Raw genomic sequence first — 25427 nt, 5'->3', positions numbered from 1 at the left:
AAACTAATGCAAAACACAGAATCATCTAAAAAGAAAATCGCCATCTTAGGTAGTGGTATGTCATCCCTAACAGCTGCCTATGAATTAAGTAGTTATGAAAATTGGCAAGATCGCTATGAAATAACTATTTATCAAATGGGTTGGCGCTTAGGAGGTAAAACAGCCACTGGTAGAGGTCAAAATGAAAGAATCCAAGAACATGGAATCCATATAGCTCAAGGATGGTACGAAAATGCTTTTCGCTTAATTCAGGATTCTTACAAAGAATGTGAGAAACATAATTTAATGCCTGATAGTCCATTTAAATCGTGGGATGAGGCTTTTGATCGTGAGGATACTACTCTACTTACTCATTTCGATCCTAAAACTAATCAATGGATTAAAAAAAATATCATTTTCCCATCAAACGAATACATTCCAGGACAAGGTGGTCCATTACCATTTTCTGCAATCGTAAAAAAGGCTATTGGACTTGTCGCTGAAATTCTTTTTGGTACTGATCCTAATAAAGATAGTATTATTAAAAAAGCAGATGCCTCTTTACATAACATTAATGCTCCAGAACATCATTCATTATGGTCTGATTTCAAATCCAAATTTGAAGCTTTTGTAAAAGAAAAAGTGTTTAAACATGAAGGAGAAAAATTATTACACTATGTTTCAGAATTAGTAGATAATTTGGTAAAAGAAGGTCATGATCATGCGACAAGAAAAGATCATCATTCTATAATAAATGAAATATTCCATGTACTTGCTAAATGGGTTAGTAAATTAATTGATTCTATTGCAGATCATAACGAATACTTTTATTGGCTGGCAGTTTTCGTAGAATTTGGCATGGTAAATATGAAAGGTACTTTTGCTGATGTGTATAATCCAGAAACTCATGAATTAGATTATGAAAAAATTAATGATTTGGATTATCGTGAGTGGCTAAAAAGTCATGGCGCTAGTGATCGACTATTGAGTTCTGCAATGGTTCGATTTTTATACACAGGAACTTTCCATAACCTTACTGGAGGTGATCAGCAAGGAAGTTTAGCTGCTGGTGTTGGACTTCATTTTTTAACAAATTCTGCAGGATATAAAGGATCTTTTGTGTGGAAATTTAAAGCTGGTACAGCGGATACTATGATTACTCCTATTTATTTGGTATTGAAAAATAGAGGTGTGAAATTTAAGTTTTTCCATAAAGTTGAACAAGTTCATTATTCCGATACTGGATCCATAGAGAAAATATCTATGGCAGAGCAAGTTACCCTAAAAGATGGAACGTATACCCCAACATACAAATTGAAAGGACTAGATGTTTGGCCTGGAGAACCATTGTATGATCAGATAGATGATGAGCAAGCTAAAGCTTTAAAAGAAGGTAAATTTGATCTTGAAGAATCTTGGTGCGGATGGAAAAATGTAAAAGAATTCTCCCTAGAAAAAGGTAAAGATTTTGATTATACGGTTTTAGGTATACCAATCGATGTACTTGGTGGAAATGAAGGAATTTGTAAAGAAATTATAGCTAATAATACCGCTTGGAATAATATGTATACACATGTTAAGAGTATTCCAACCATGTCTATGCAATTATGGATCACACCTAATTTAAAAGAATTAGGAATGCACTTACCGGACTGGGGCTTTCCTGAAGGAGCGCTTCCAAATCTTGTAACCTATGCAGATCCTCAATATTCGTTTATTGATATGTCACAGGTATTACCTTACGAAGATTGGGGTGATCAAAAACCAGGAGTTTTAATATATTACACCGGTTCTTTCCTAGATCCTGAAGTCATTCCTCCTTTTTCGGATCATAATTATCCGCACGAACAATTAGAACGCATAATGCGCATATCCGAACAGTGGTTGCGAGACAAAATGGGTTGGTTTTTTAAGAATGCAACAACCTTAGAATATCCAGAAGGAATGAAATTTGATGTGATTCATGATTTTTCTAAAACCGCTAAAACAGATTATGCAAGATTAAAAACTCAGTTTTTCAGAGCTAATGTAAATCCTACGGATAGATATACTTTATCACTTCCTGGATCCAATAAGTACCGTTTAAAAGCTGATGAATCAGGTTTTGATAATTTAATAATTACTGGTGATTGGATTAATTTTGGAGTGAATGTTGGATATTATGAAGGTGCCATTGTATCTGGACTTCAAGCTGGTCAGGTTGTTAGAAATAAACTTGGTTTACCAAGCGAAACACCTATTTTTAGTGGTGTAACGTTGAAATAAAACCTTAACAATAGATAATAATAGTCGATTATGTATTATAATCGACTATTATTTTATAGATATATTACGCTCATATGAAATATGATATAACCGAAGAGGATTTAGATAAAAGAAGTTATGGAGTTTCTTTTGATTTTTATAATGAAGCCCTTTTATTACTTATCAAAGAGGAAAAAGAACGTAATAACCCATTTTTAAGTGATACTAACATTCAGAAAATGGAAAAGGATATTTTAAAAGCTATTAACTCCAAAATCTATACTTTTTTAATCCTAGGAATTTTGGCATTGGCATATGGACTGTATGTATTGATTTCATTCGAACCTAGAGTTGCTATAAATCTATATACACAATTCCCTTTTATAGAAAATGGATCTATTCCAATAGTTTTGGGCTTAGGACTCATCATTGGTTCTTATTATAGTTATATCAAAAGAACAAGTGTTTTACATTTCAAAGTTAAATCCAAAATCATAGAACATTTTAGAGAATTAAAAAAAGAAAAAACGTTTTCAGCAACCTCTAAAGGAAAGGGATCTAATAAACAACCCAAGAAAAGTAAAAGAAGGAAAAAATAATTCCTTTTATTTCCTATTCTTGCTTTCCCTAAATTTGGAAGGTGTTATACCTTCAAATTTTTTAAACGCCGCGTTAAAAGAGGACAGACTACTGAAACCAACATCAAAAGCAATAGCAGAAATTGTAAACTTATTATTTACAACATCTAAAAACATTCTTTTTGCGTCCTGAATTCTATAATAATTAATATAATCATTAAAATTTTTTTCGGCATATTGATTTATCACTGAAGAAGTGTGTTGTTTTGTTTTGTCTACTATCTCACTTAATTTAACTAAAGACAACTCTTGATCTAAGTATAACTTCTCTTCTACCATAAGTTGAGAAATTCTATTAAATAAAGAAAGGCTTTCATTCACTGCGAAAGCATCTCCATCTATTTCAATTACTTTCATTTGAAAAGCTTTGTAACTTAGATAATAGATTACGATTGAATATACAATTGGCCCTATAATATAGGGAACTGTATTATCTAAAATATTTAAAACATAGGTGATCCAAATAAGTATGCATCCAATTAGTAGGTGATATAACCAATTAAATATAATTTTTTGAGACTTTGTTTGTACAGTTATCTTATAATCATTCTTTTTGGTTTTCACCATATGAAGACATTTTCCTATATAAAAAGCAAGATGCAGATATATAAAAATAAGTCCACTCCCAAATACTACGATTGCCATTCTACTATTTTCATACCACTCTGTCGAAATGAAAAGGCTGGCGACAAAAATCATAACAAACGGCATTAATTCTAGAAAATAAATTCTGTCTAAGGAAAAATCAGGATTTGTCATTGCTAACACATACCATCTTAAAATCGGACCTATTAATAATAAAAAAGCTAATCCAATAAAAATGAATATCGGCTCTAGATCATTACCAAAATTAAGCATTACTGATTTCCCAATTCTAAAAGCCATAAATATTAGTATAAGCCCTAATAAAATGTTTGTTAACGCTTTCTTTTTCTTTATGAATATTAAATAAAAAGCAAACAAGATCCCATGCAATAATCCTGCACTACTGATAATGACTAATAAGATATCCGAAAAATCCAATAAATCGCTTTTTTCAAATTTAGGTTATATTAAACTTCCTAGAAAATACTATATCAGGAAAGTGATCTTTTTATCACTATCATATTAGTTTTCTTTAGATTTGATATAAGAAGTTAATCCTGTAAGACTAAAAAAACCTCCTAATTTTCCCTGCATTGCCGCAATAACACCATGTTTTGCGATTAACACTCTCTCAATATTCTTTTTATCATTATCATATAATTGATCAATCAATTCTTTAGCTTCTTCAGATCCTTGAGTGTGATACGTTTTCAAAATCTTTACTGCGTTTTCTTCGGCAGTAATTTCTCTGTATTTAGGTACATATCCCATTTGTACAATCATTGTTTCAGCTAATTTCCAAGTAGACCAAGGGTTTTGTCCTGTAATTAAATTCTCATGATGGCTTACATTTTCTAAATACATCTCTCCTTCCGAAAAGGTAGCTCCTTGTTCTTGTAATTTGTCTTGTAAAAGAAATGGAAAAATTTCTTTAGCATCTGATATCAACAACAATTCTTCATCATTTGTAAAACCAGACACTTTCTTATTATTTATCAATGATTTTCCAGAATCTAAAGTAACATTTACCAATGCTGCAGGTCCATGACACACTGCTCCAATAACCTTATTAGACTGATATAAAGTTTTTATAATATTCTGAATACTTTTATTTTCTGGAAAATCATACATTGCTCCCTTTCCTCCTGCAAAAAATACAGCTTCATACATCGTAGGGTCAATTTTATCCACAGGAAGAGAGTTTTTTACTTTATTCTGTGCATTAGTATCATTTAAAAAAGCATAATCATACGCTCCCATATCTTCATCATCAATAACTACTGGAGGTTCTCCGCCAAGAGGACTCGCAATATCCACTTCAAAACCATTGGCTAAAAAAACGTAATATGCTCTTGCTAATTCAGTAAGTTCGTATCCTGTATCTTTATCTGTACTACCCATAACATTAGTACTCGTTACAATAGCTAGAATTTTACCTCGGTTTGGTACAATATTCTTCGATAAATATGGTAAATCAGACATGGTAGAAGATGTAATATCGATTTTATCTTCAGAAGACGGTATAAGACTCATAAACCACCAACCAAAAAGAAATAACGCGATAAACAAACTTCCTAAAATTCCCAGTGACCATTTTAAAATTTTAAATTTCTTAGACATGTTCTATATTTTTAAGTTCATGCCTCTAAATAATTGAAAACATAGCTCAAACAATGAGTAAATGATCATTCCGTCAGAGTAAATGATCAAATAGGAAGATAATTATTAACCAAAAAAGCTTCGTAATCACTTACGAAGCTTGTAACAAAACTAACTAATAAAAACTCACATTTGCATTCTTAAAACAAATACTAAAACTTTATATTTTTTTTAAACTATAGTGCCTTAAACCATATTTCAATTCCATTTTCTGATGAAATATTATTACCGTCTGCTCTTGGAGATTGATTTCTATTATTTGATCTGCCATTTCCTTGTCTTCCTCCAAGCGCTCCACCACCATTCCCTCCTCTTCTTTGAACATTTCTCTGAGACTGTCTGGAAGATCTTTCTTGATCATTTCTATTCCTTTTATTTTTTACTGTTTCTATTCCAATCATCAGCTTATCTAAATTCTTGTCTGATTCTTCATGAATTAGCTTCTTAGGAATTTCTACTTCATAATTAAAACTATTTTCTTCTTTATTTACAGAAATATCAATAGTTATTTTTTCATTATTCAAGAGAATATTGAATTCTTTTTTGTAGTCGTAAAAACTATATATCGCATTCTGCGGAAGATCTTTATCTATCATATGAGATATTTGATCAAATAAAACATCAGGATCAGGAATCTCTTCTCGTTCATGGTTAAAGTCTTCACTCTTTCTTAATGGCGGTTTATTTTCTTTTATTACAGGGTAAGTGATAGATACATTTTTTTTCTTTTTTCCCTTATTATCAAAATATATATGAATTCCTCTACGTAGAATTGACCTAGCTATTTTATGATCAAAAGTTTTAATGGAGATGTATAAATTCTTTTCACCTCTGTACACAGTATATGTTTCAGTCTCTTTATTAACAACAGTGGTGTCTGCATAATGTATATTATTCAAAATATTAGCATACATACTATTCATATGTATAACAAAGAAGATAAGAATAAGGATTCTTTTTATCATGGCGTAATAAGCTTTAACGATTAAAATTTTTCGACTGTTGGAAATATCGATATCCACACCAGTATTAGTATTAATAGTAAGCTCATCCCTAATAACATATAGACATTATCTATGGATCTCATATCATTAATAATAAACAGCTCTTTAATTCTATTAGTCCAGCTTCCTAAAGAAATGTTATTGCCTAACAATTTGGTAGACATAATTTTATCAAACTGCACTACTGAAAATTCTAAATAACCAATGGTTTTATTGTTGCTTATCGCTAAGAAAAACAACACAAAAGTGAAAGAAGCTATTATAGTTAATGGGTGTATTGATTTTAATATGTACTTTTTCATAGTGGATAACTTTAGAAACTACATATTAAATGACGGGTGAAAATCAAATAAGTTTAAAACGAATTCAATATTCTCTATGAAATAACACCCTGCTTCTGTGGAACCGCTATTCTATTCAGTAAGTATCTTATCGGTATATAACTGTGAGCTGTTCTAAAAGAAGATCATCTAGTCTATTGAAAAATAAAGTATTTTTTAATTTTTAGGAATAGTAAAAGTAAAAGTACTTCCTTGTTTTTCGGTAGAACTTACAGCAATGTTTCCGCCAAGATTCTGAACGATTTTTTTTACGGTCGCTAATCCAATTCCAGTACCTACATTTCCATCTCGATCCTCCACTCCTACTACAGTAAACAGGTCGAAAATTTTCTCTAAATAATCTTGTGGTATTCCATTCCCATTATCTGTGACAGAAAACTCATATTGGTCACTGGTTTCTTCGATGCTTATATCAATTACTATTTCAGATTTTGAATTATATTTAATCCCATTAGTGATCAAATTAACCAATACTTGCATTAACGCAGATTTATTTACCAGCAACTCGTTCGTATTTCCTCTTATATGAAAAGTAGCTTTATGCTCAGAATCAGTAATTTGTTTTAATTCTTCTAAAAGATTATCTATATGGATGTTTTCTTTTTTGTTTTGAACCAAATCATCACTTTTATAAAAGTTTAAAATTCCATCGATATAATCTTTCAAAGAATATGAAGATGTCCTCAGATATTCTAGGTACTGAAGTGATTCTTCATTAAGTATATCTTTATTATCATCTTCTAATAATTCGGTAAGCGAAATAATATTTGCTAATGGAGATTTTAGATCATGAGAAACTACACTAGCAAACTTCTTTAAATCTTCATTTCTTTTTTCTAGTTTATCTCTAAGCTGCCTGAGTTTCAAATTCTGATAACGTTGCTCAAAAAGATTAACCACCTGTTTAGACATAGCTAATAAAGCTTCTTTTTGCTCAGAAGTTAACTCTCTAGGTTTTGTGTCGTACACACATAAAGTACCAAGTTTAAAACCATCAGCATCAATTAATGGCGCTCCAGCATAAAAAATAGCTTTATGTTCCGTGACCAATGGATTACCAATAAAACGCTCATCTTCTCTAGAATCTTTTATGATCGTTATAGGATCATCTGAGTTAATTGCGTGCCCACAGAAAGAAATTTCTCTTGGTGACTCGTTAAACGGAACTCCATAATGTGATTTTAGAAAATTACGCTTTTTATCCAAAAGAGTGATTAGGGATATAGGAACATCACAAACATATGCCATAATAGATGTTATATTATCAAAATTTTCTTCTGATAATGTATCTAGTAATCCGTATTTCTCAACGGCAATTTGTCTATACTTTTCGTTCTTTGGTATTTCTGGTGCTATCATTGGGGTAAAACTAAAATTATTAAATTAGTTCAACTAACAAACTATTTAATATTTACATAATTATAACAGTATTTGTCGCATTCTTTTAGTTTTTCTTACCATAGATCAATAATTTAAAGAAGATTTATTTCGAACTTTGTAAGAGTACATAGAAATCGATAATTAATCAGCATAATAAAATAAAAACATGAGAAATTTTGAATTATACGTTCCTACCAAAATAATTTTTGGTAAAGGAGAAATTAAGAAATTAACTACCGAAGTACCTAAAGACAAAAAGATATTACTATTATATGGTGGAGGAAGCATTAAAAAAAATGGAATTTATGAACAAGTAACAGAGGCGCTCAAAGATCATGAAGTTATTGAGTTTTCTGGTATAGAAGCAAATCCTGAGTATACCACCTTATTAAAGGCCTTAGAAATAATTAAAAACGAAGATATCGGTTATATGCTGGCAGTTGGTGGTGGATCTGTGATTGATGGAACAAAGTTTTTATCCTCTGCAGCATTATATAAAGGTGATAATCCTTGGGATATCTTGGCTAAAAGAATTCGTACATTCGAAGGGTTACCGTTTGGGACAGTACTTACGTTACCAGCTACAGGAAGCGAGATGAATAGCGGTGCTGTGGTAAGCAGATCAGAGACAAATCAAAAAATGGTAATGGGTGGACCAGGATTATTTCCACAATTCTCTATCTGTGATCCAACGGTTGTGCATAGTATTCCCAAAAGACAATTAGCAAATGGAGTTGCAGATGCATACACACATGTTTTGGAGCAATATATGACGTACCCTGCTGATGCTCCACTACAGGATCGTTTTTCTGAAGGAATTCTACAAACATTAATAGAAATTGCTCCTGAAATCATTAAAGATCCTAGTAACTACAAAGCGGCTTCTAATTTTATGTGGTGTTGCACTATGGCTTTAAACGGATATATACAAAAAGGAGTACCAACGGATTGGAGTGTTCATATGATTGCTCATGAGCTTACCGCATTTTATGGAATAGATCATGCACGCACATTGGCTGTAATTTTACCAAGTGCATACACTAAGAAGTTTGAGCAAAAAAAGGAAAAACTTGCACAATATGCTGAACGAATCTTTAATATATCCGAAGGGACTACTGAAGAGAAAGCGAAAAAGGCTATTCAAAAAACAGAGGAATTCTTTCAATCATTAGGAATAGAAACCAAATTAAGTGCCTATACCGATGATTATGACGGTTTCTCTCAAAAAGTAGCTAAGAATTTAAAGGATCATGGAATGACTGCTCTAGGAGAGCATCAAGATATCACGCCAGAAGTTGCAGCCGAAATTGTAGAAATGGCATATTAACATATCGAATTTATTAACAAAAGCCTTGCATAGTATTACTAGCAAGGCTTTTTATTTTATGATCAAACATTCTATTTGTAATGTTGAAATCGTATTAATTGATTTATATAATAAAGTCCAATCCCAATAATAAATAAAAATATTGGTGTTTTAGGAATCGAACTAAATATTGCATACTCTGTATTTAATGTATAAAACAGCATCCCTAAAATCGTTAAAATTAATGCACTACAAACTATTATGATCACTGGAAAAGACCAAAAACGTGATTGTTTTTTCACTTCTTTTTGTAATTGAATACCCTGCATTACTTTATTTACAAAATCATCAGAAGTTTCAATAGTACTTTTACTGATTAATTCTTTAAATTTTTCTTCTTTCATAACAAATTATTTAAATCGTCTCCTAGTATTTGCTTTAAATGGAATTCAAAATTATCTCTTCCTCTGTGCAAGTTTACTTTTATTTTAGAACTTCTAAATCCCGTAATCTCTTCTATCTCCTTTATTTTATATTCACATAAATAAAAAAGTCTTAGTACCAATGCTTCATCTGGTTTTAATTTTTCCAACGTCATATTAATATACTTTTTTTGATCAGCATCTTTTAAATATTCTTTTTGACGATGAACCATTGAATCTACTTCTGACGTATTATCAATACTAACTATATTTTTTCTTTTCTTCAATTCGTTGTAGCTTGTATTCACTACTATCCTATACAACCAGGTTGCAAAAGATGATTTAAATTTAAAAGTATGTAACTTATCATATACCTTCATAAAAACCTCTTGTAAAACATCTTCTGCCACTACAGCATCTTTTAGAATTGATATAGCAAGTGATAGTGATACATCTTTGTAGGCAAAAATAAGTTGCCTAAAAGCAGATGTATCACCATCGATAACCTTGCGGATAAGATTATAATCTCTTTGTATTTGACTATTCTTCAAGTCGTTTTCTTATAAAATGTGCAACAACTAAGCCTGTAGCGCCAAAAACAAGAATAGTACCCCATACCAATAAATCTGTTGCATCCTCAGACAATCCAAAAGTTGTAAAAACTGATGAAATCAGGAGTCCAATTCCTAATCCAAAAACAATACATCCTAGATCCAAATACTTCAATTTATTATTTCTATGTTCTTGGTAGACACCTTTTTCAATAAGTGTTTTCTTGACCAAATATGTATATCTAGCGATTATAAATACAATTACTACAATGGCAACTATCATTGTAATAAACACAAATACTTCATTTAAATCTTTCATAATTTTTATATTTAAAAATGTTCTCCTAATATCTTTTCGATCGTTTCTAATAAAGGAAACAAATTATCCGAGTTTCCAAACATTACGAAACCATAATTTTGTTTTGGTATAAACATAGCATATGCTTGAAAATCTTGATTATTTCCCGTATGTAAATGCATAAGCCCATTGGGAGTAGGTTTTTGTGAAAAACCTAGTCCCCATCCGGTTTGTCCAGTCTCCTTTAAAATTTTATTACTTAACTTAAAATGATTGTGCTCTTTGAGCATCTCATCTCTGGTTTTCGTACTTATATTTTTAGGGTTCATCATTTCTATTAGAAACATGGCATAATCCTTTGCATCAGAGTGTAGACTAAAACCTGGTCCAACCTTTTTATATCTATTAATTTCAGGATTGGTTTTTCCTTTCATATGTCCGTAAGCCACATCTTTATCATAGATTGTATTCCAAGTATAAAGACTTCTATTTAATCCTATTGGGGCTAAAGCTTCTTTTATAATTAAAGAATCTAATTCAGTTCCCCATCCAATTCCTAATTTTGTTCCAAAAGCAGCTCCTAAATGTTGATAGGCTTCTCCTGAATAGGAGAAATCAGTGCCTGGTTTAAATGCAATGGAGATAGGTTTTCCTTTTACCCAATTAGGAATCCCTGTACCATGTGATAATATAATCCTTGGGGTCAATGTTTTATACGCTTCAAAAGAGTCTTTTGCAATAACTCCTTCTGGAAAAATAGGTTTTAAATATGGATATATAGGTTTATCTAAATCTAATTCTCCTTTTTCGACCATTTTCATGATAAAATATGCGAATAATGGTTTAGAAAGAGAAGCTCCCTCAAAAATAGTTTGTTTGGTAACTGGCTCATTCGTTTTGTAACTTTTTACTCCAAAAACATTATGATATACAATGTTTCCGTCATTTACAATTGCAATAGAAAGCCCGGGAAGTTTAATAGAATCTATAGCTTTCTGAATATGAGCATCTAAATTTGAAGTTTTTATACGTCGACCATCAGGAATCCTAAAAGATGCTTTTGCATTTTGTGCCCAATTTAGATGCATATAGAATCCAAAAAAGAGTACTACTAATATTTTGATTGTTCGTTTTGATTGATTCATTTTTTTTGATTTTGAATATGAATAATTATTTGATTGTGAATTCACGATTATTGGACAAAACGAATTAAAAAAAGGTTACAAAATTAATTTGCAAGGCAAAAAAAGGGTTAATACTCAACCTCCTTATGGTCTAACCATTAGGCACTTAAAAAAGACAAAATAATGTTAAAATAACAACATCTTTTGTGCTAACTTTAGGGTAATTAACTACTTAAATTTTACACAAATGAAATTAAAACTTGCATTCGTAATTATGTTTGTTGTCGCCACAATAACTGTCCAGGCGCAACAAGGAAAAACTAAAGCATTCTATCATGGAAAAGTCTCCTCGGTAGAATACGTAACTCCCATGCAGTCCAGACCTCAAGATTTACGTCCATCTGACGATTCTGTAAAAGAAGCAAAAGACAAAAGATCTTTGGGCAATCAGATTGTGGCAGGAAAAGATCCTCAATCCAAAAATGATTATTTTGTTTTAAACAAACACCAACAAGAACAGAGTGTACAAAGAGCTCCTGCTAATTTAGTTTTCGACTCTTATACTTCTGGATCTAATCCAACAGATCCATCATTAGCAGTTGGTCCTAATCACGTATTTGTAGTTTATAATACGGGATTTATGATTTTCGATAAATCAGGTAATCAACTACTAGGACAAACAGCTCCGAATCCTGCTATATTTCCATCTGGAGGATGCTGTGATCTAACAGTGTCTTATGACAATGCTGCGGATAGATGGGTACTTTCTTTCTTGGGATCTGGCGCTCAGGTAGCTGTTTCTGATGGTCCAAATCCACTTACTGCTGGATGGTTCGTTTACAATATTTCTGGAATTCAGGATTATCAAAAACTTTCTGTTTGGAGTGATGGATATTATATCACAGAAAATACTGGAGGAAATAACAAATTATGGGCTTTAGAAAGAGATGCTATGTTAGCAGGTGATCCAGGTGCACAAATTATTGGTTTTAATCTTCCTGGAATCGTAACTAGTGGTTTTTTTAGCCCTCAGGCATTAAATGTAACTAACGGAGACTTACCAGCTCCTGGTGGAGCAACCATAGTATATTTACAAGACAACGCATGGAGCGGGGTTTCTGTAGATCATATAAAAGTTTGGACAGCCGATGTAAACTGGAATAATCCTGGAAGCTCTACTGTATCCAGTCCTCAAGAAATTACAACAACTCCTTTTATTAGTGTTTTCGATGGAGGAAGTTTTTCTAATTTAGCACAGCCTGGCGGTGGGATATCCATTGATGCGTTACAAGCTACTATTATGAATCAGGCACAATTTAGAAAGTTCCCAACACACAATTCGGCAGTATTTAATTTTGTAGTAGATACTGATGCTAGTGCTGGAGAATTAGCTGGTATTCGTTGGTACGAATTTAGACAAAGTGGTGACAATCAACCTTGGTCACTGTACCAAGAAGGTACCTATACAGCACCAGATGGCAGACATGCTTGGAATGCTAGTTTAGCAATGGATGGTCAAGGAAATATTGGAATGGGATATACTTCTATGTCTGGACCTACTACTCCAACCACAGTGAGAGTAAGCTCTTATTTTACAGGAAGATTAAGCTCTGATCCACTTGGAACAATGACTAGTGCAGAAGGTTTAATTGCTAATGGAAATGGAAACTTTACTACAAGTATCCGATATGGAGATTATAGTAAAATTGATGTTGACCCTTCTGATGATTCTTCATTCTGGTTTATTAATGAGTACATTAATAATAGCCGAAGAGGTGTTGTTGGTCGATTTGAAATCGAACCAGGAGTTCCAGACACGCAAGCACCATCAAATCCAACGAATCTGACAGCTTCTAATATTACATCATCAGGAGCAACATTAAGTTGGACGGCATCCACAGATAATGTAGCGGTAGCACGTTATAACATTTCGATTGATGGTACGTCCGTAGGAACATCTACTACAACAAGTTTTGATGTAACTGGTTTATCTCCATTAACATCTTACAATGCTTCCGTTACTGCAGAAGATGCTGCCGGAAATGTATCTGGAGCCGCAACAGCAACCTTTACCACCAATGATTCAAGTGGTGTTACGTATTGTGACTCTGCAAGTACTAATGTAAATGATGAATTTATCAGCCGAGTAGAATTAAACACTATTAATAACACATCTGGAGCACAGTTTTATTCAGATTTTAGCGGTATTGCTACTACATTAAATGAAGGCCAATCTTATGATATTACTATTATTCCTACTTGGACAGGTACTATATACGCAGAAGCATATGCTGTTTGGATAGATTATAATAATAATGGTGATTTTGATGATGCAGGTGAATTAGTATTTAGCAAAGCACCATCCACAGATGCTACGAATACTGGATCTTTTACTGTTCCTACTGGTACTTCTTTAACTGCTGTTAGAATGAGAGTTTCTATGAAATATAATGACATTCCTACTTCTTGTGAAACATTCACATATGGAGAAGTTGAAGATTACACTATTAATCTAGCGGAAGGATCAGGAGATACAGATCCTCCAACAGGATATTGTGATTCCAATGGTAGAATTACATCTGATGAGTTTATTTCCAGAGTACAAATAGGAAGTATTGATAATGCTACAGGTGCAGAATCTGGAGGATATGGAGATTATACTTCTTTAACTACAAGTTTAAGCGGAACAAATACAATTACAATTACTCCAACATGGACAGGAACAATTTATAATGAAGCCTATGCTGTTTGGATTGATTATAATAGAGATGGAGATTTTAATGATGCTGGTGAGTTAGTATTTAGTAAAGCACCATCAACAGATACTAGTAATACTGGATCTTTTACAGTTCCTGCAAGCGCATCTTCTGGTGCTACTCGTATGCGTGTATCCATGAAATATAATGACATTCCTGATCCTTGCGAATCATTTACATATGGAGAAGTTGAAGATTATGTAGTGATTTTAGGATCCAGTCGTGAACAGCTATTAACCTTCACTGAGGAGGCGGATAGCAACATTAGTTTATATCCAAATCCAGCAAGTTCTCAATTAAACATTGAAATTGTGGGAGGTAGTTTTACGCAAATAGAAATTTTCTCTTCTACTGGTGCAGTAGCCAAGAAAATTAATCCAAATGTAGATTCTTTATCTATCGATGTTTCTCAACTAGCATCCGGAATGTACTTTGCCCGATTTACTAGCACAGACGGATTTGCGATCACAAAGAGATTTGTAATCAATAAGTAAAAAATATATTTAGTTAGCTATTAAGTATGTTTGAAAGGCTGTTCATGTAGTGTGAACAGCCTTTTTATATATTTGGAAAATCTAAAAACTTGATGATATCATCGCCACTGTAAAAGAGACAACCCTATTCCAAAAGTAGTTTGCTTATGGTTGAAATCTATTAAACTTTCCCCATACCCATGAAATATCTGTGCGTGTACCTGTAATTGGCCCAAAACTTTAATTGCATAATCAAGTCTTATACTACCTCTACTATTACTACCTCCTCTCAGCGAATGTTTAGCCAAAATACTTAGATCATGTCTGCCTTTTGAGAAGACAGTTAAAAACTCCGTTCTTCCTACATAATTTTCTATACCTGGATTATCATCTTCCGAGGAATCTTCGGGCAAGCGCCACCAAGGTCTTAAAACAAAACTCCAAGAAGAAGTTTCCCAACCAAACTGTAGTATTATTCTATTCCAACTTCTAGATAACGGATTTGATCTTCCATTACTCTGATGATTTATTCCAATTCCTGCGAACACACCATTTAATCCAAAAACTCTATAGCTTGTTGGAAACACTAACATTATTTCTGGCTCATAATTAGTTTCTCGGAATGGCCTCGAAATATTAGCACTATACAATTGCCATCTTGATGATTGAGTATATCCTACCCATACATCACCTCCTATTTTCTTTCCTAACAAATTCCTTGCAGCTCTTGTCTTAAAACTTAATTGAAATTTCAATTCAGTATCCGAAAAATCGGATGATTCTTCCACAGTATTAAGTGGATTATCACTAGTAGGAAAGTTATTGATATCCGTTGTATAATTTGCACCCAAAAAATACACAGGCTTGTACGGTTCAATTTTAAAACGTTTAATACTATCGCTTTGTATGAACCATCGCTTAGATAAGCTTCCTTGGTTATCTTTGGCATTGGTTTGACTATAACAAGAAGCGAATGATAACACATATAGACTTGTTAAGATTAAAACTTTTGCAAAAAGCTTCCTGTACTTTATAGTTAATCGGATTAGATTCAAAAAAAATAGTTTATTATTGGACAAAATCATTAATTGATAAAAAAACCAGCAAGAATATATCCCTGCTGGTTTCTTTATAAAAAGATGAACAAATATACTACTTATTAATTCCTTCTAAGTCTAGCATAAAGGCGTAATTTAGAGCAGTACGTTTATAGCGTTCAAAACGTCCTGAAGCTCCTCCATGACCAGTTTCCATATCACAATCCATAATTAATAGATTGTTATCCGTTTTTAACTCTCTTAATTTAGCGATCCATTTAGCTGGTTCCCAGTATTGCACCTGACTATCCCAATACCCAGTTGTGATCAAAATATTTGGATATTCTTTGGCTTCTACATTATCATATGGAGAATATGACTTCATATATTCGTAATATTCTTTATTTTTAGGGTTTCCCCACTCATCAAATTCAAATGTGGTTAAAGGTATTGTTTCATCCATCATAGTAGAAACCACATCTACAAATGGTACGGCAGCTACTACTCCATTCCAAAGTTCTGGTTTCATATTAAGTACTGCTCCCATTAATAGACCACCAGCACTACCTCCATAAGCATACATATGATCAGCACTAGTGTATCCTTCTTTTACTAAGAAATCTCCAACATCGATAAAATCGGTAAAAGTATTTTTCTTTTTAAGAAGTTTTCCATCTTCATACCAATATCTACCCATTTCCTGACCTCCTCTAATATGAGCCATGGCAAAAACAAAACCTCGGTCTAACAAACTTAATCTAGTAGAACTAAAATAAGGTTCTGTACTACTTCCATAAGAACCATAAGAATACAATAAAAGTGGTGTACTAGCATTTTTTTGTGTTCCTTTTTTATACACCAAAGATATTGGCACTTTTACACCATCTCTTGCCGTAGCATATAGTCTTTCGGACACGTAATTGTCTTTTGAGAAGTTAGGATCTAATACTTCTTGCTGTTTTAACACTTTTTGCTCTTTAGTATCCATATTATAATCTATAAGACTGCTTGGAGTTGTTAAAGAACTATAACTATATCGTACAATATTGGTATCAAAATCCATATTAATATTTGTACTTGTATAATATGCAGGATCATTAAAAGAAATATAGTGATCGTCATTTCCATCCCATTTTCTTACTCTAATAGTACTAAGACCATTTTTTCGTTCATTTAACACTAGATGATTTTTAAAAGCAGTAAAACCTTGTAACAAGATATCATCTCTATGTGGAATCACATCCACCCAATTATCTTTTGTAGTGGCATTAACAGGTGTTTTTACCAACTTGAAGTTTTTTGCATCTAAATTCGTTCTTATATAAAAATGATCTCCAAAATGTGCTACACTATACTCTAATTCTTTTTCTCTTGGTTGGATTACTTTCCACTCTCCATTAGGAGTATCAGCATCTAAATATCTGTATTCTGTAGAGAGTGTTTGATCACTACCAATAATAATATACTTATCCGATCTTGATTTATAAACAAATGTCCTGAAGGTATCATCTTTTTCATCAAACACCAATACATCCTGAGACTGATCCGTACCCAAAACATGTTTGTAAATTTTATTTGCTCGTAGCGTAATTGAATCTTTAGAAGTATAAAAGACTGTTTTATTATCATTAGCCCAAGCTACACTTCCTGTAGTATTAACTAATTTATCTGAAAGTACTTTATCATTGATTAAATCCTTAAAATATATTGTATATCGACGTCTAGATACTGTATCGATACCATAAGATATCATTTTATTATCAGGACTAACAGATCTTGCTCCCATTCCAAAATAATTCAATCCTTCTGCCATTTCTGGACCATTAAGCATAATTTCTTCCTTTGCTTTATCTTCTAATTTTTTACGACAATACAAGGCATAATCCATTCCTTTTTCGAATCTCCAATAATATGAGTATCCATTATAGCTATATGGAACTGTCGATTCATCTTTTTTAATTCTCCCAACAATCTCATCAAACAATGTTTTCTGAAGAGTATCGGTATGTTTCATTGCAGCATCTTTGTAATCATTCTCTGCATTTAGGTAATCTAGAACATCCTTTGTTTGTGCATCAGGAGTTTCTGCATTTTTCTGCTCATCACTTAGACGCATCCAAAAATAATTGTCTATTCGAGTATCGCCGTGTGCTGTTAATTCTTCTGCGATTTTTTTAGCAGTTGGAGCTGTTAAAGATTCATGAGGTTTTAATTTCGTTTCTTCTTTCTGTTCAGTTTTACAGCTTATCAAAAGCACAGAACTTAAAAGAAATAGATTGATGATTTTTGTTTTCATTAAATGAGATTTTATAGTTAAAAAAGTAAATGTACTAGTAATATTTTAAATTGATATAATTCCCCTAAAAGGTTACTAATTAGGATACTTTAAAATAAATAATATTGGGATTATACTTCATCAATTTTGCTTAAAACCGATTTCCTATATGACTTACTGATCGGTAATTTACTATCATTCTGTAGTATTATTTGATTCCCATCAATCATTTTTAACTTATTAAAATTTACTACGAATGATTTATGTGTTCTTACGAAATCATCTGACAACTTTTCTAAAAAATCAGATAATGTCACCGGTGTTAAAATCATTTGATCCGTATAGATCTTTATATAATTACCGTAAGCTTCAATATAATAGATGCTATCTACATCCAATTTAATAATCTTTTTATCACTTTTTACATAAACAACACTTGCTTTTTTCTCCTTCTCTATTACGATAGTATCTTGTTGAATAGGTGTAGCTTGTACTACTTTGCCAACAGCTTGTAAAAATCGTTCTAACGAAAATGGTTTTAATAAATAATCCGTAACCGAAAGAGTGAATCCTTCTACAGCATATTCTGGATAAGCAGTTGTGATAATAACATTAGGTTTTTGTTGCATTGTCTTTAACAGACTAATACCAGAAAGTTTTGGCATATTGATATCTAAGAATAATATGTCTACAGAATTACTTTGTAAATAGCTCATTACCTCGAAAGCATTCTTGCAAGTAGCAACAAGCTCTAAATAGGGTATTTCTTTGATATAGCTTTCTACTATCTGACGTGCGATGGGCTCATCATCGGCTATTAAACATTGTAATGTTTTCATGTATTTATAATATTCTCTTTACAATTTATTGTTTAATCATTTTAAGTAAACACTTACGAATTATAATTAACAGTTTTATTCAGATGATTTCACTATACATCTAGGGTTAATTCAACAATATAAAATCCGTTATCCTGCTTAATTTGTAATGCATGCTTTTCTGGATATATCAAATCTAAACGTTTTTTTGCATTCTGTAAACCAATACCACTTTTGCCTTTTTCTATATCGGTTTCCGGAACGATTATATTATCTATTGTATTTGAGCATTTGAAAACAATGGAGTTCTCTCCTATTTCGATAGAAACAGACACAATACTTTTCGTGTTTTCTAATACCCCTAAATGCTTAAATGCGTTTTCTACAAAAACTATTAATAACATCGGAGCAATTATTCTGTTAGCCGAGTCATATCCTTTTATATCTAATTGAATATCTGCCTTATCTTCTAATCTAATCTGTTCTAGTGATATGTAATTTCTAAGATATTGAATCTCCTTGTCTAGCGGAACAAAGGTCTCTTTAGTTTCATAAAGACTATATCGTAATAAATCTGAAAGTTGCAACATTAAATCCGGAAGCTTTTCTGATTTTATTACCGACAACCCATATAGATTGTTAAGTGTATTGAATAAAAAATGTGGGTTTAGTTGTGCTTTTAATAACTTTAATTCTGCTTCTTTTTCTTCTTGTCTTCTATAAAAACTATCTCTTGCCAGTTTTAATGCGGTACCAAACAGAATTATTAATAAAACCGCACCAAATACATTCAACAACATTTTCCATTGAAACTTTTCGAAGAAATCACTTAAAAGGGATACTCCCAAAAGTGTAAAAACTAAAATATTTAATATAAAAAATGTAATTCCTAAAGAACGTTTCTTAGTAAAAAATAAAGGTAAGATTTTTAGATTGTTTAAATATATCGGTGGCATTATAAAGCCAATAAGTACAATAGATACTAAGAATCTATTATCTGCTTGAATGACCATGATAAAGATGATCAATAAAAACAACCATATAATAATGTTCTGTATTATTTTATTGTCTATCCAAGCATCAAATTTTGTTACCATATTCCTTTAAAAATTAGTACTCAAAAATATGTTTTAAAGGTTGAAACAACATATTTTCATGATGTAATATATCATTTTCAGTTTAAGTTGTCTCATTTTAAGGGTGAGATGACTTTTCTCCTAAGATCACGTTTCGAAGACCTTTCATCATTCTTTTTTCAGTATCAGCACAAATTAAATGAGTTTTGATGTAAACAAATATAAAATTTAAGAAACATGAAAACTTTACAGTACTTAATAATTCTATTAGCTCTCTTCTTTATCAAACACATCGGATATAGTCAAACAAATGATATTACCTCAATTTCCACAAAATATGATGCCATGCTAAAAGAAAAGCATAAAGGAATTGCTATTCTTACCAAAAAGAAAAATAAAACTGAAACCTTAAGTCTTGGTGACTTTAATCTAACTGCAAACAGTGTTTTTAATATTGGTAGTGCTACCAAAACCTTTACTGCGCTATTGATACTTCAGGAATATGAGAAAGGAAATCTAAAAATTACTGATAGTATTGGAACATATCTCACTCCCATTAAAAATGTAGATGGCTCATTAACAATAAAAGCACTACTAACTCATGAAAGTGGTTTGGATGAAGTGATTGGGAAAAACATTCTAGACATCTTTTATGGAAAAAATGATGCCTTATACAATGCAAATTTATTAGATCAGGTAGAGAAAAATGATCCAGAAATGGTAGGTTCATTTGATTACTGTAACACCAATTATTTTCTATTAGGAAGAATCATAGAAAAAGTAACAGACCAGAATTATTTTGATTTATTAAGAGAACGAATTTTCACTCCTTTACAGATGAACAATTCCTATCCATACGTACACAAACATCTTCCTAATTTGGCAACTCCATATTTTCAAGGAAAGGATGTAACGGACTACTTAGACTATCGCTATTTTGCAAATATAGCTTATGCTGCTGGTAGTATTGCTTCAACATTAAACGATATGCAAATATTCTATGAATCTCTTTTTGAAACAGAAAAATTACTAAAAAAAGAGACTCTTAAAATGATGATGGAATCTGGAAATGAACAATATGGTTTAGGATTATTTAAATTCAATGTTGATGGCGTTACCTATTACGGACATGGAGGAAATAATATAGGATACGCTTTCAGGAATCAATATAATCCTGTTACGAAAGATCTATACTTAGCATTTACTAATTGTAAAACAATCCCATTCAAAAAAGCGATAACAAATGATTTACTAGCTTATATCAACGATACTCCCATAGAAAATTTTAAAAGTATCAATCTTGATAACTTCAAAAAATACACAGGCACTTACTTACTAAAAGAAGCGAATTTAATCTTAAAAATAACACTGGAGGATAATAAGATGTATTTGGTATCCGAAGAACAAGGAGTTAAAAGCGAACTATCACAAAAGGACGAAACATCACTCTATGATACTACTGTAGGAGTTGTTTTAACCCAAATAGAGAATAACCATGATAGTTTGTCTTTTAGTCAAAATGGCTTTACAACTACAATCAGTAAAGTAAGTTTAAACAAATAAACGGTAAGATCATGAGACTAGAAGTAAAGAATGTTTCCAAAAAATATGGTAGAAACAAATATGGGTTAAAAGATTTCTCCATAAATATCGAAAAAGGAATACTAGGGCTATTAGGACCTAATGGAGCGGGAAAATCTACCCTATTAAAAATGATTGCAACTGCCAGTAAACCTACCGAAGGTGTGATCATACTTAATAAAAACAATATTATCAAAGATGCTAATTATATGAGAAAGCAACTAGGTTTTTTACCTCAAGATTTTGGAGTATACCCCAATCTTAATGCTTTTGAATTTTTGCAATACATAGCAGCATTAAAAGGGATTGCTGACAAAAATATTAAGCTAAAAATAGAACAACTATTATATGGTCTAAACTTATTAGATGCCGCCAAAAAGCCCATTGGAAGTTACTCTGGAGGTATGAAACAACGAATAGGAATCGCTCAAACCTTATTGAATGACCCAAAAGTTATCATTTTTGATGAACCAACAGTTGGACTAGATCCTGAAGAAAGAGTTCGTTTTAGAAATTTGATATCTGATTTATCTCAAGAATGTATTGTTATCCTGTCATCACACATCGTATCCGATATAGATACGATAGCAGATCAGGTTGCAATAATGAAAAACGGATCATTGTTATCTTGTAATACACAAGAAAAGCTTATACAACTAGTAGATCAAAAGGTTTTTGAAGTGCTTATTCCAAAAGAACAACTGGATAACTTTAAGAAAAATAATATCGTGGCTAGCACCGCTAGAAAAGAAGAAAAAATAGCTGTTAGATATATTTCTGAAATTCCTATCAAGGATTCTATAGCCCAAACACCAAATCTAGAAGACGCCTATTTATACTTAACAAAAATGAACTAAAAATTAATACACATAAGCAAATGAAAAATTCATCAAACAAAAAAAAGACCGAATCAATAATAATAACAACCATAATGATTCTAGTCATCATCGCTATAATATTAAAGAACGTACATGTAGGAGTATATTATGCTTACTAACATTAAATACCTTGAATACTTAATCTATAAAACTCCAATTATACTTAATAAGAACTTAGTAAAATGAAAAAATCATCACAGAAAAAAACAACAATACTATTAACCATTGTAGCTATTATGATACTTATAATTATGTCTATCGTTTTCGGTAACGTACACATAGGAGTTCATTACGCTTACTAAGATTGAATATCATGAAAACATTTATTTCTATTATAAAATATGATTATTTACAGCGTACCAGAAGTTATAGCTTTCTAATTACTCTTTGTATTAGTTTAGCAATAGCATACACTTTTGTTCCTGAGCCAAATGCTTCTTATTCTACAATTAGAATAGCAGATTACGTTGGGTTTTATAATTCGGCTTGGTTTGGTTATGTTACAGCAATAATGACCAGTATTTTTTTATCCTTAATTGGATTTTACTTGGTCAACAGTACAATTAAAACAGATGCTATTACCAAAATTGGGCATATTACAGCTGCTACTCCAATTACTAATTTTAAATATTTAGCTTCTAAGTTCATAAGTAATTTTCTAATTCTAAGTACGATTGTTGTAATTATATTTTTGATGAGTATATTACTATTTATTCTGTATAACGAAGGGTATTCATTTGAAATCTTACAATTTATAATTCCTTATATTCTAATTCCAATTCCAGCAATATTTTGCATATCAGCTATTGCGGTAGTTTTCGAAGTTATTTTTAAGAAATACTCTATAATCCAAAATATAGGATTCTTCTTTTTGTTTTCTTATTTGGCTTTCCCTTCGTTTTCGGATAGCTCTTCTTATACATACTTATTAGATCCCTTTGGAACCAAAATAGTAATGGATCAAATGGAAATGAGCGTTAGAGAATTATTACCTGTTGATCATGATACCGAACTAAATATAGGCTATGTTTTAGGAAACATAACTGAAAATAAAAAATTCGAGTTTAACGGAATTGAGTTTCCTACTACTTTTATAATAAGTAGAATCGGATGGTGTGCATTAGCATTTCTAGTGCTTTACATTATATCACCATTTTTTGATCGATTTCGTACTACTAATAAGACCAACAAGAAAACTATGTTAGCTACGTATAAAAAACAGAGTAACCCCCATGAGATACAGCAAGCATTATTAGTAAAATCCACAAGCAATTATGGTATTTATTCTTTGGTAAAAACAGAACTACTACTGCTATATCGCAAAGGCAAAAAATGGTTATGGATACTTAATGTAATCGGTATAATATTGCTAGCTGCATTACCAATCACCATTGCACATACCATAGTGTTACCTATTCTTTGGTTTTTACAAGTACATAGATTATCAGAAATATCATCTAAAGAAATGTATCATAATGTACAATATTTCGCCTTTACTTCATATAAACCCATAAAAAGACTACTGGTTTCACAAGTATTGGCCGGAGCATTAATGATGATACTATTAGCACTTCCTTTACTTATAAAGCATATAATAGTAGTGGATGTACAATCTGTACTACATATTATTATTGGTGCAATTTTTATTGTTTTAATAGCAATTACATCTGGTATTTTGACAAAAGGGAAAAAACTATTCGAAATTGTATTTTTTATTATCACTTATGGAAATATAAATCAAATCCCGTTCATGGATTACTTTGGAGGATTACAACATAACTCTTTGTACATATTTACGCTCATTATAAGTTCAATAATAATTGGAAGTATTGGACTAATCATGAGAATACAACAATTAAGAAATTAATAGAATTAGAATGTGTCTTTTAAAACAGGTGGATTAACATAGACATATTAATATTCATTTCGACTATTGTAATTCTGCCTATAATTCAATTTCATAAAATTTCCATAAAACGTACTCTTACCCTACCCATCAATTTATTTGATGGGTATTATTTTATATATTTAGAACCATATACATAAATCATCTCATGAATACTCTAAAAACTAATCTTCGCTACAGTACTATTATAACTTTTGTTTTATCTTTTATATTCTTTTCATGCGGGAAAAACACTTCCAAAAAGGAAGAATCCGTAAAAGAAGAGGTTAAAATAGATAGCACTAACATAGTATTGAAGCAAGCACTTACCTTTTATGCTTCTTTTGATAATGGTGTAGATGCCGATTTTTCTTTAGGAGATCCTAAATTATACACAGTACCTTCTCGAAAAGCCATAGATTCTGTGCAGGTTGGTATACATAAAGAAGGAATTTCAATAGCAGAAAATAAAGGTTTGAAAGGAAATGCTCTTCTTTATAAAGATAGAACTAAAGAATACATCTATTACCCTAGTAAAAACAATATAAATTTCACTAATAAAAACTGGAGCGGAGCAATTTCATTTTGGTTACAACTAGACCCAGCAACAGACTTAAAACCTGGATATTGCGACCCAATTCAGATTACAGATGTAAGTTATAATGATGCTTCTATCTGGGTTGATTTTACCAAAGAAAATCCGCGAGACTTTAGACTAGGAGTAATTGGAGATAAAACCTCCTGGAAAAAGGATACTACATTATCAGATAATGATGACAAGGACTTTTTAAGTCAATTAGTTCCAGTGACCAATCCTCCTTTTGCAACTGGATCTTGGACTCATGTCTTCATCAATTTTACAAATCTAAATTCTGATGATGGACAGACGTCTTTATATCTGAATGGAAAACTACAAGGTAAAAGAAACGGAATTACAGATCCATTTACTTGGGAATTAGAAAAGTCAAACATTTATTTGGGATTAGGCTATATTGGTCTTATGGATGAACTTTCTATTTTTAACAGAAATCTAACCCAAAAGGAGATTGATGCTTTGTACAGTCTAGAAAACGGTGTACACACGCTTTTACAATAAACAACTTCCTACTACATATTT

21 protein-coding genes are annotated in these 25427 nt (G+C 31.6%); 8 read left to right on the top strand and 13 right to left on the bottom strand.

Translation table 11 applies throughout. The annotated features are described in order from the left end of the window. The first annotated feature begins 6 nt into the window (after positions 1-6). Both ACWNT5_RS17610 and ACWNT5_RS17605 read left to right on the top strand, forming a co-directional pair. On the top strand, positions 7-2244 hold the full coding sequence (locus ACWNT5_RS17610) for an NAD(P)-binding protein (RefSeq protein WP_456518099.1): 2238 nt from the start codon (positions 7-9) through the stop codon (positions 2242-2244). A 74-nt stretch (positions 2245-2318) separates the two neighbouring features. After that, on the top strand, positions 2319-2822 hold the full coding sequence (locus ACWNT5_RS17605; RefSeq protein ID WP_299601487.1) for a hypothetical protein: 504 nt from the start codon (positions 2319-2321) through the stop codon (positions 2820-2822). A 6-nt stretch (positions 2823-2828) separates the two neighbouring features. Here ACWNT5_RS17605 and ACWNT5_RS17600 read toward each other — a convergent pair whose 3' ends face one another. From ACWNT5_RS17600 to ACWNT5_RS17580, 5 genes are all read right to left on the bottom strand, one after another. Continuing rightward, a complete protein-coding gene (locus ACWNT5_RS17600) occupies positions 2829-3746 on the bottom strand; it encodes a helix-turn-helix domain-containing protein (RefSeq protein ID WP_456518098.1) in 918 nt (305 codons plus the stop codon). A 222-nt stretch (positions 3747-3968) separates the two neighbouring features. Then, positions 3969-5066: a type 1 glutamine amidotransferase domain-containing protein gene (locus ACWNT5_RS17595; protein WP_299896574.1), complete on the bottom strand. Its 1098-nt coding sequence runs from the start codon at positions 5064-5066 to the stop codon at positions 3969-3971. Positions 5067-5281: 215 nt separating this feature from the next. Then, a complete protein-coding gene (locus tag ACWNT5_RS17590; RefSeq protein ID WP_456518097.1) occupies positions 5282-6070 on the bottom strand; it encodes a hypothetical protein in 789 nt (262 codons plus the stop codon). 20 nt (positions 6071-6090) lie between these two features. After that, entirely contained in the window at positions 6091-6411 is a 321-nt protein-coding gene (locus tag ACWNT5_RS17585) for a hypothetical protein (protein ID WP_456518096.1), read from the bottom strand. Positions 6412-6606: 195 nt separating this feature from the next. Continuing rightward, positions 6607-7809, bottom strand: coding sequence for a sensor histidine kinase (locus ACWNT5_RS17580; protein ID WP_299601500.1), 1203 nt, complete (start codon positions 7807-7809; stop codon positions 6607-6609). A 187-nt stretch (positions 7810-7996) separates the two neighbouring features. Here ACWNT5_RS17580 and ACWNT5_RS17575 point away from each other — a divergent pair, with 187 nt between their 5' ends. Next, entirely contained in the window at positions 7997-9157 is a 1161-nt protein-coding gene (locus tag ACWNT5_RS17575) for an iron-containing alcohol dehydrogenase (RefSeq protein WP_456518095.1), read from the top strand. 71 nt (positions 9158-9228) lie between these two features. On the opposite strand, the gene ACWNT5_RS17570 is transcribed toward ACWNT5_RS17575, so the two are convergent. The 4 genes from ACWNT5_RS17570 to ACWNT5_RS17555 are packed head-to-tail and all read right to left on the bottom strand — an operon-like array spanning position 9229 to position 11552. Next, on the bottom strand, positions 9229-9540 hold the full coding sequence (locus ACWNT5_RS17570) for a hypothetical protein (protein ID WP_456518094.1): 312 nt from the start codon (positions 9538-9540) through the stop codon (positions 9229-9231). Continuing rightward, positions 9537-10109: an RNA polymerase sigma factor gene (locus ACWNT5_RS17565; protein WP_456518093.1), complete on the bottom strand. Its 573-nt coding sequence runs from the start codon at positions 10107-10109 to the stop codon at positions 9537-9539. Before ACWNT5_RS17565 ends, ACWNT5_RS17570 begins: the two co-directional genes overlap by 4 nt. Beyond that, positions 10099-10428 (bottom strand): DUF6249 domain-containing protein, encoded by a 330-nt coding sequence (locus tag ACWNT5_RS17560; RefSeq protein WP_456518092.1) that lies wholly within the window; start codon positions 10426-10428, stop codon positions 10099-10101. Before ACWNT5_RS17560 ends, ACWNT5_RS17565 begins: the two co-directional genes overlap by 11 nt. Positions 10429-10439: 11 nt before the next feature. Then, positions 10440-11552 carry a serine hydrolase domain-containing protein gene (locus ACWNT5_RS17555; protein WP_456518091.1) on the bottom strand — a complete coding sequence of 371 codons (1113 nt, stop codon included), beginning with the start codon at positions 11550-11552 and terminating at the stop codon, positions 10440-10442. A 226-nt stretch (positions 11553-11778) separates the two neighbouring features. On the opposite strand from ACWNT5_RS17555, the gene ACWNT5_RS17550 reads away from it, so the two are divergent. Next, positions 11779-14781 (top strand): GEVED domain-containing protein, encoded by a 3003-nt coding sequence (locus ACWNT5_RS17550; protein WP_456518090.1) that lies wholly within the window; start codon positions 11779-11781, stop codon positions 14779-14781. A gap of 98 nt (positions 14782-14879) precedes the next feature. On the opposite strand, the gene ACWNT5_RS17545 is transcribed toward ACWNT5_RS17550, so the two are convergent. From ACWNT5_RS17545 to ACWNT5_RS17530, 4 genes are all read right to left on the bottom strand, one after another. Continuing rightward, the gene (locus ACWNT5_RS17545; RefSeq protein ID WP_456518089.1) at positions 14880-15743 is read right to left on the bottom strand and encodes a phospholipase A; all 864 of its coding nucleotides are present in this window, start codon (positions 15741-15743) and stop codon (positions 14880-14882) included. Between the two features lie 169 nt (positions 15744-15912). Beyond that, positions 15913-18093: a S9 family peptidase gene (locus tag ACWNT5_RS17540; RefSeq protein WP_456518088.1), complete on the bottom strand. Its 2181-nt coding sequence runs from the start codon at positions 18091-18093 to the stop codon at positions 15913-15915. Positions 18094-18203: 110 nt separating this feature from the next. Beyond that, positions 18204-18911, bottom strand: a complete 708-nt coding sequence (locus ACWNT5_RS17535) for a LytR/AlgR family response regulator transcription factor (protein WP_299601520.1) — start codon at positions 18909-18911, stop codon at positions 18204-18206. 92 nt (positions 18912-19003) lie between these two features. Continuing rightward, the gene (locus ACWNT5_RS17530) at positions 19004-19987 is read right to left on the bottom strand and encodes a sensor histidine kinase (protein WP_456518087.1); all 984 of its coding nucleotides are present in this window, start codon (positions 19985-19987) and stop codon (positions 19004-19006) included. Between the two features lie 216 nt (positions 19988-20203). Between ACWNT5_RS17530 and ACWNT5_RS17525 the strand changes: the two genes are divergently transcribed. From ACWNT5_RS17525 to ACWNT5_RS17510, 4 genes are all read left to right on the top strand, one after another. Further along, entirely contained in the window at positions 20204-21529 is a 1326-nt protein-coding gene (locus ACWNT5_RS17525; RefSeq protein ID WP_456518086.1) for a serine hydrolase domain-containing protein, read from the top strand. 11 nt (positions 21530-21540) lie between these two features. Continuing rightward, positions 21541-22404, top strand: coding sequence for an ABC transporter ATP-binding protein (locus tag ACWNT5_RS17520; RefSeq protein ID WP_456518085.1), 864 nt, complete (start codon positions 21541-21543; stop codon positions 22402-22404). A gap of 334 nt (positions 22405-22738) precedes the next feature. Further along, complete coding sequence (locus ACWNT5_RS17515; RefSeq protein WP_456518084.1) at positions 22739-24292, top strand: hypothetical protein; 1554 nt, start codon at positions 22739-22741, stop codon at positions 24290-24292. A gap of 187 nt (positions 24293-24479) precedes the next feature. Beyond that, complete coding sequence (locus tag ACWNT5_RS17510; RefSeq protein WP_456518083.1) at positions 24480-25406, top strand: LamG-like jellyroll fold domain-containing protein; 927 nt, start codon at positions 24480-24482, stop codon at positions 25404-25406. The last annotated feature ends 21 nt before the right edge of the window (positions 25407-25427 follow it).

The organism is Aquimarina sp. 433, assembly GCF_054054605.1.
Note: the sequence above shows the minus strand (reverse complement) of the source record. Positions and strands in the feature narration are given on the sequence as shown.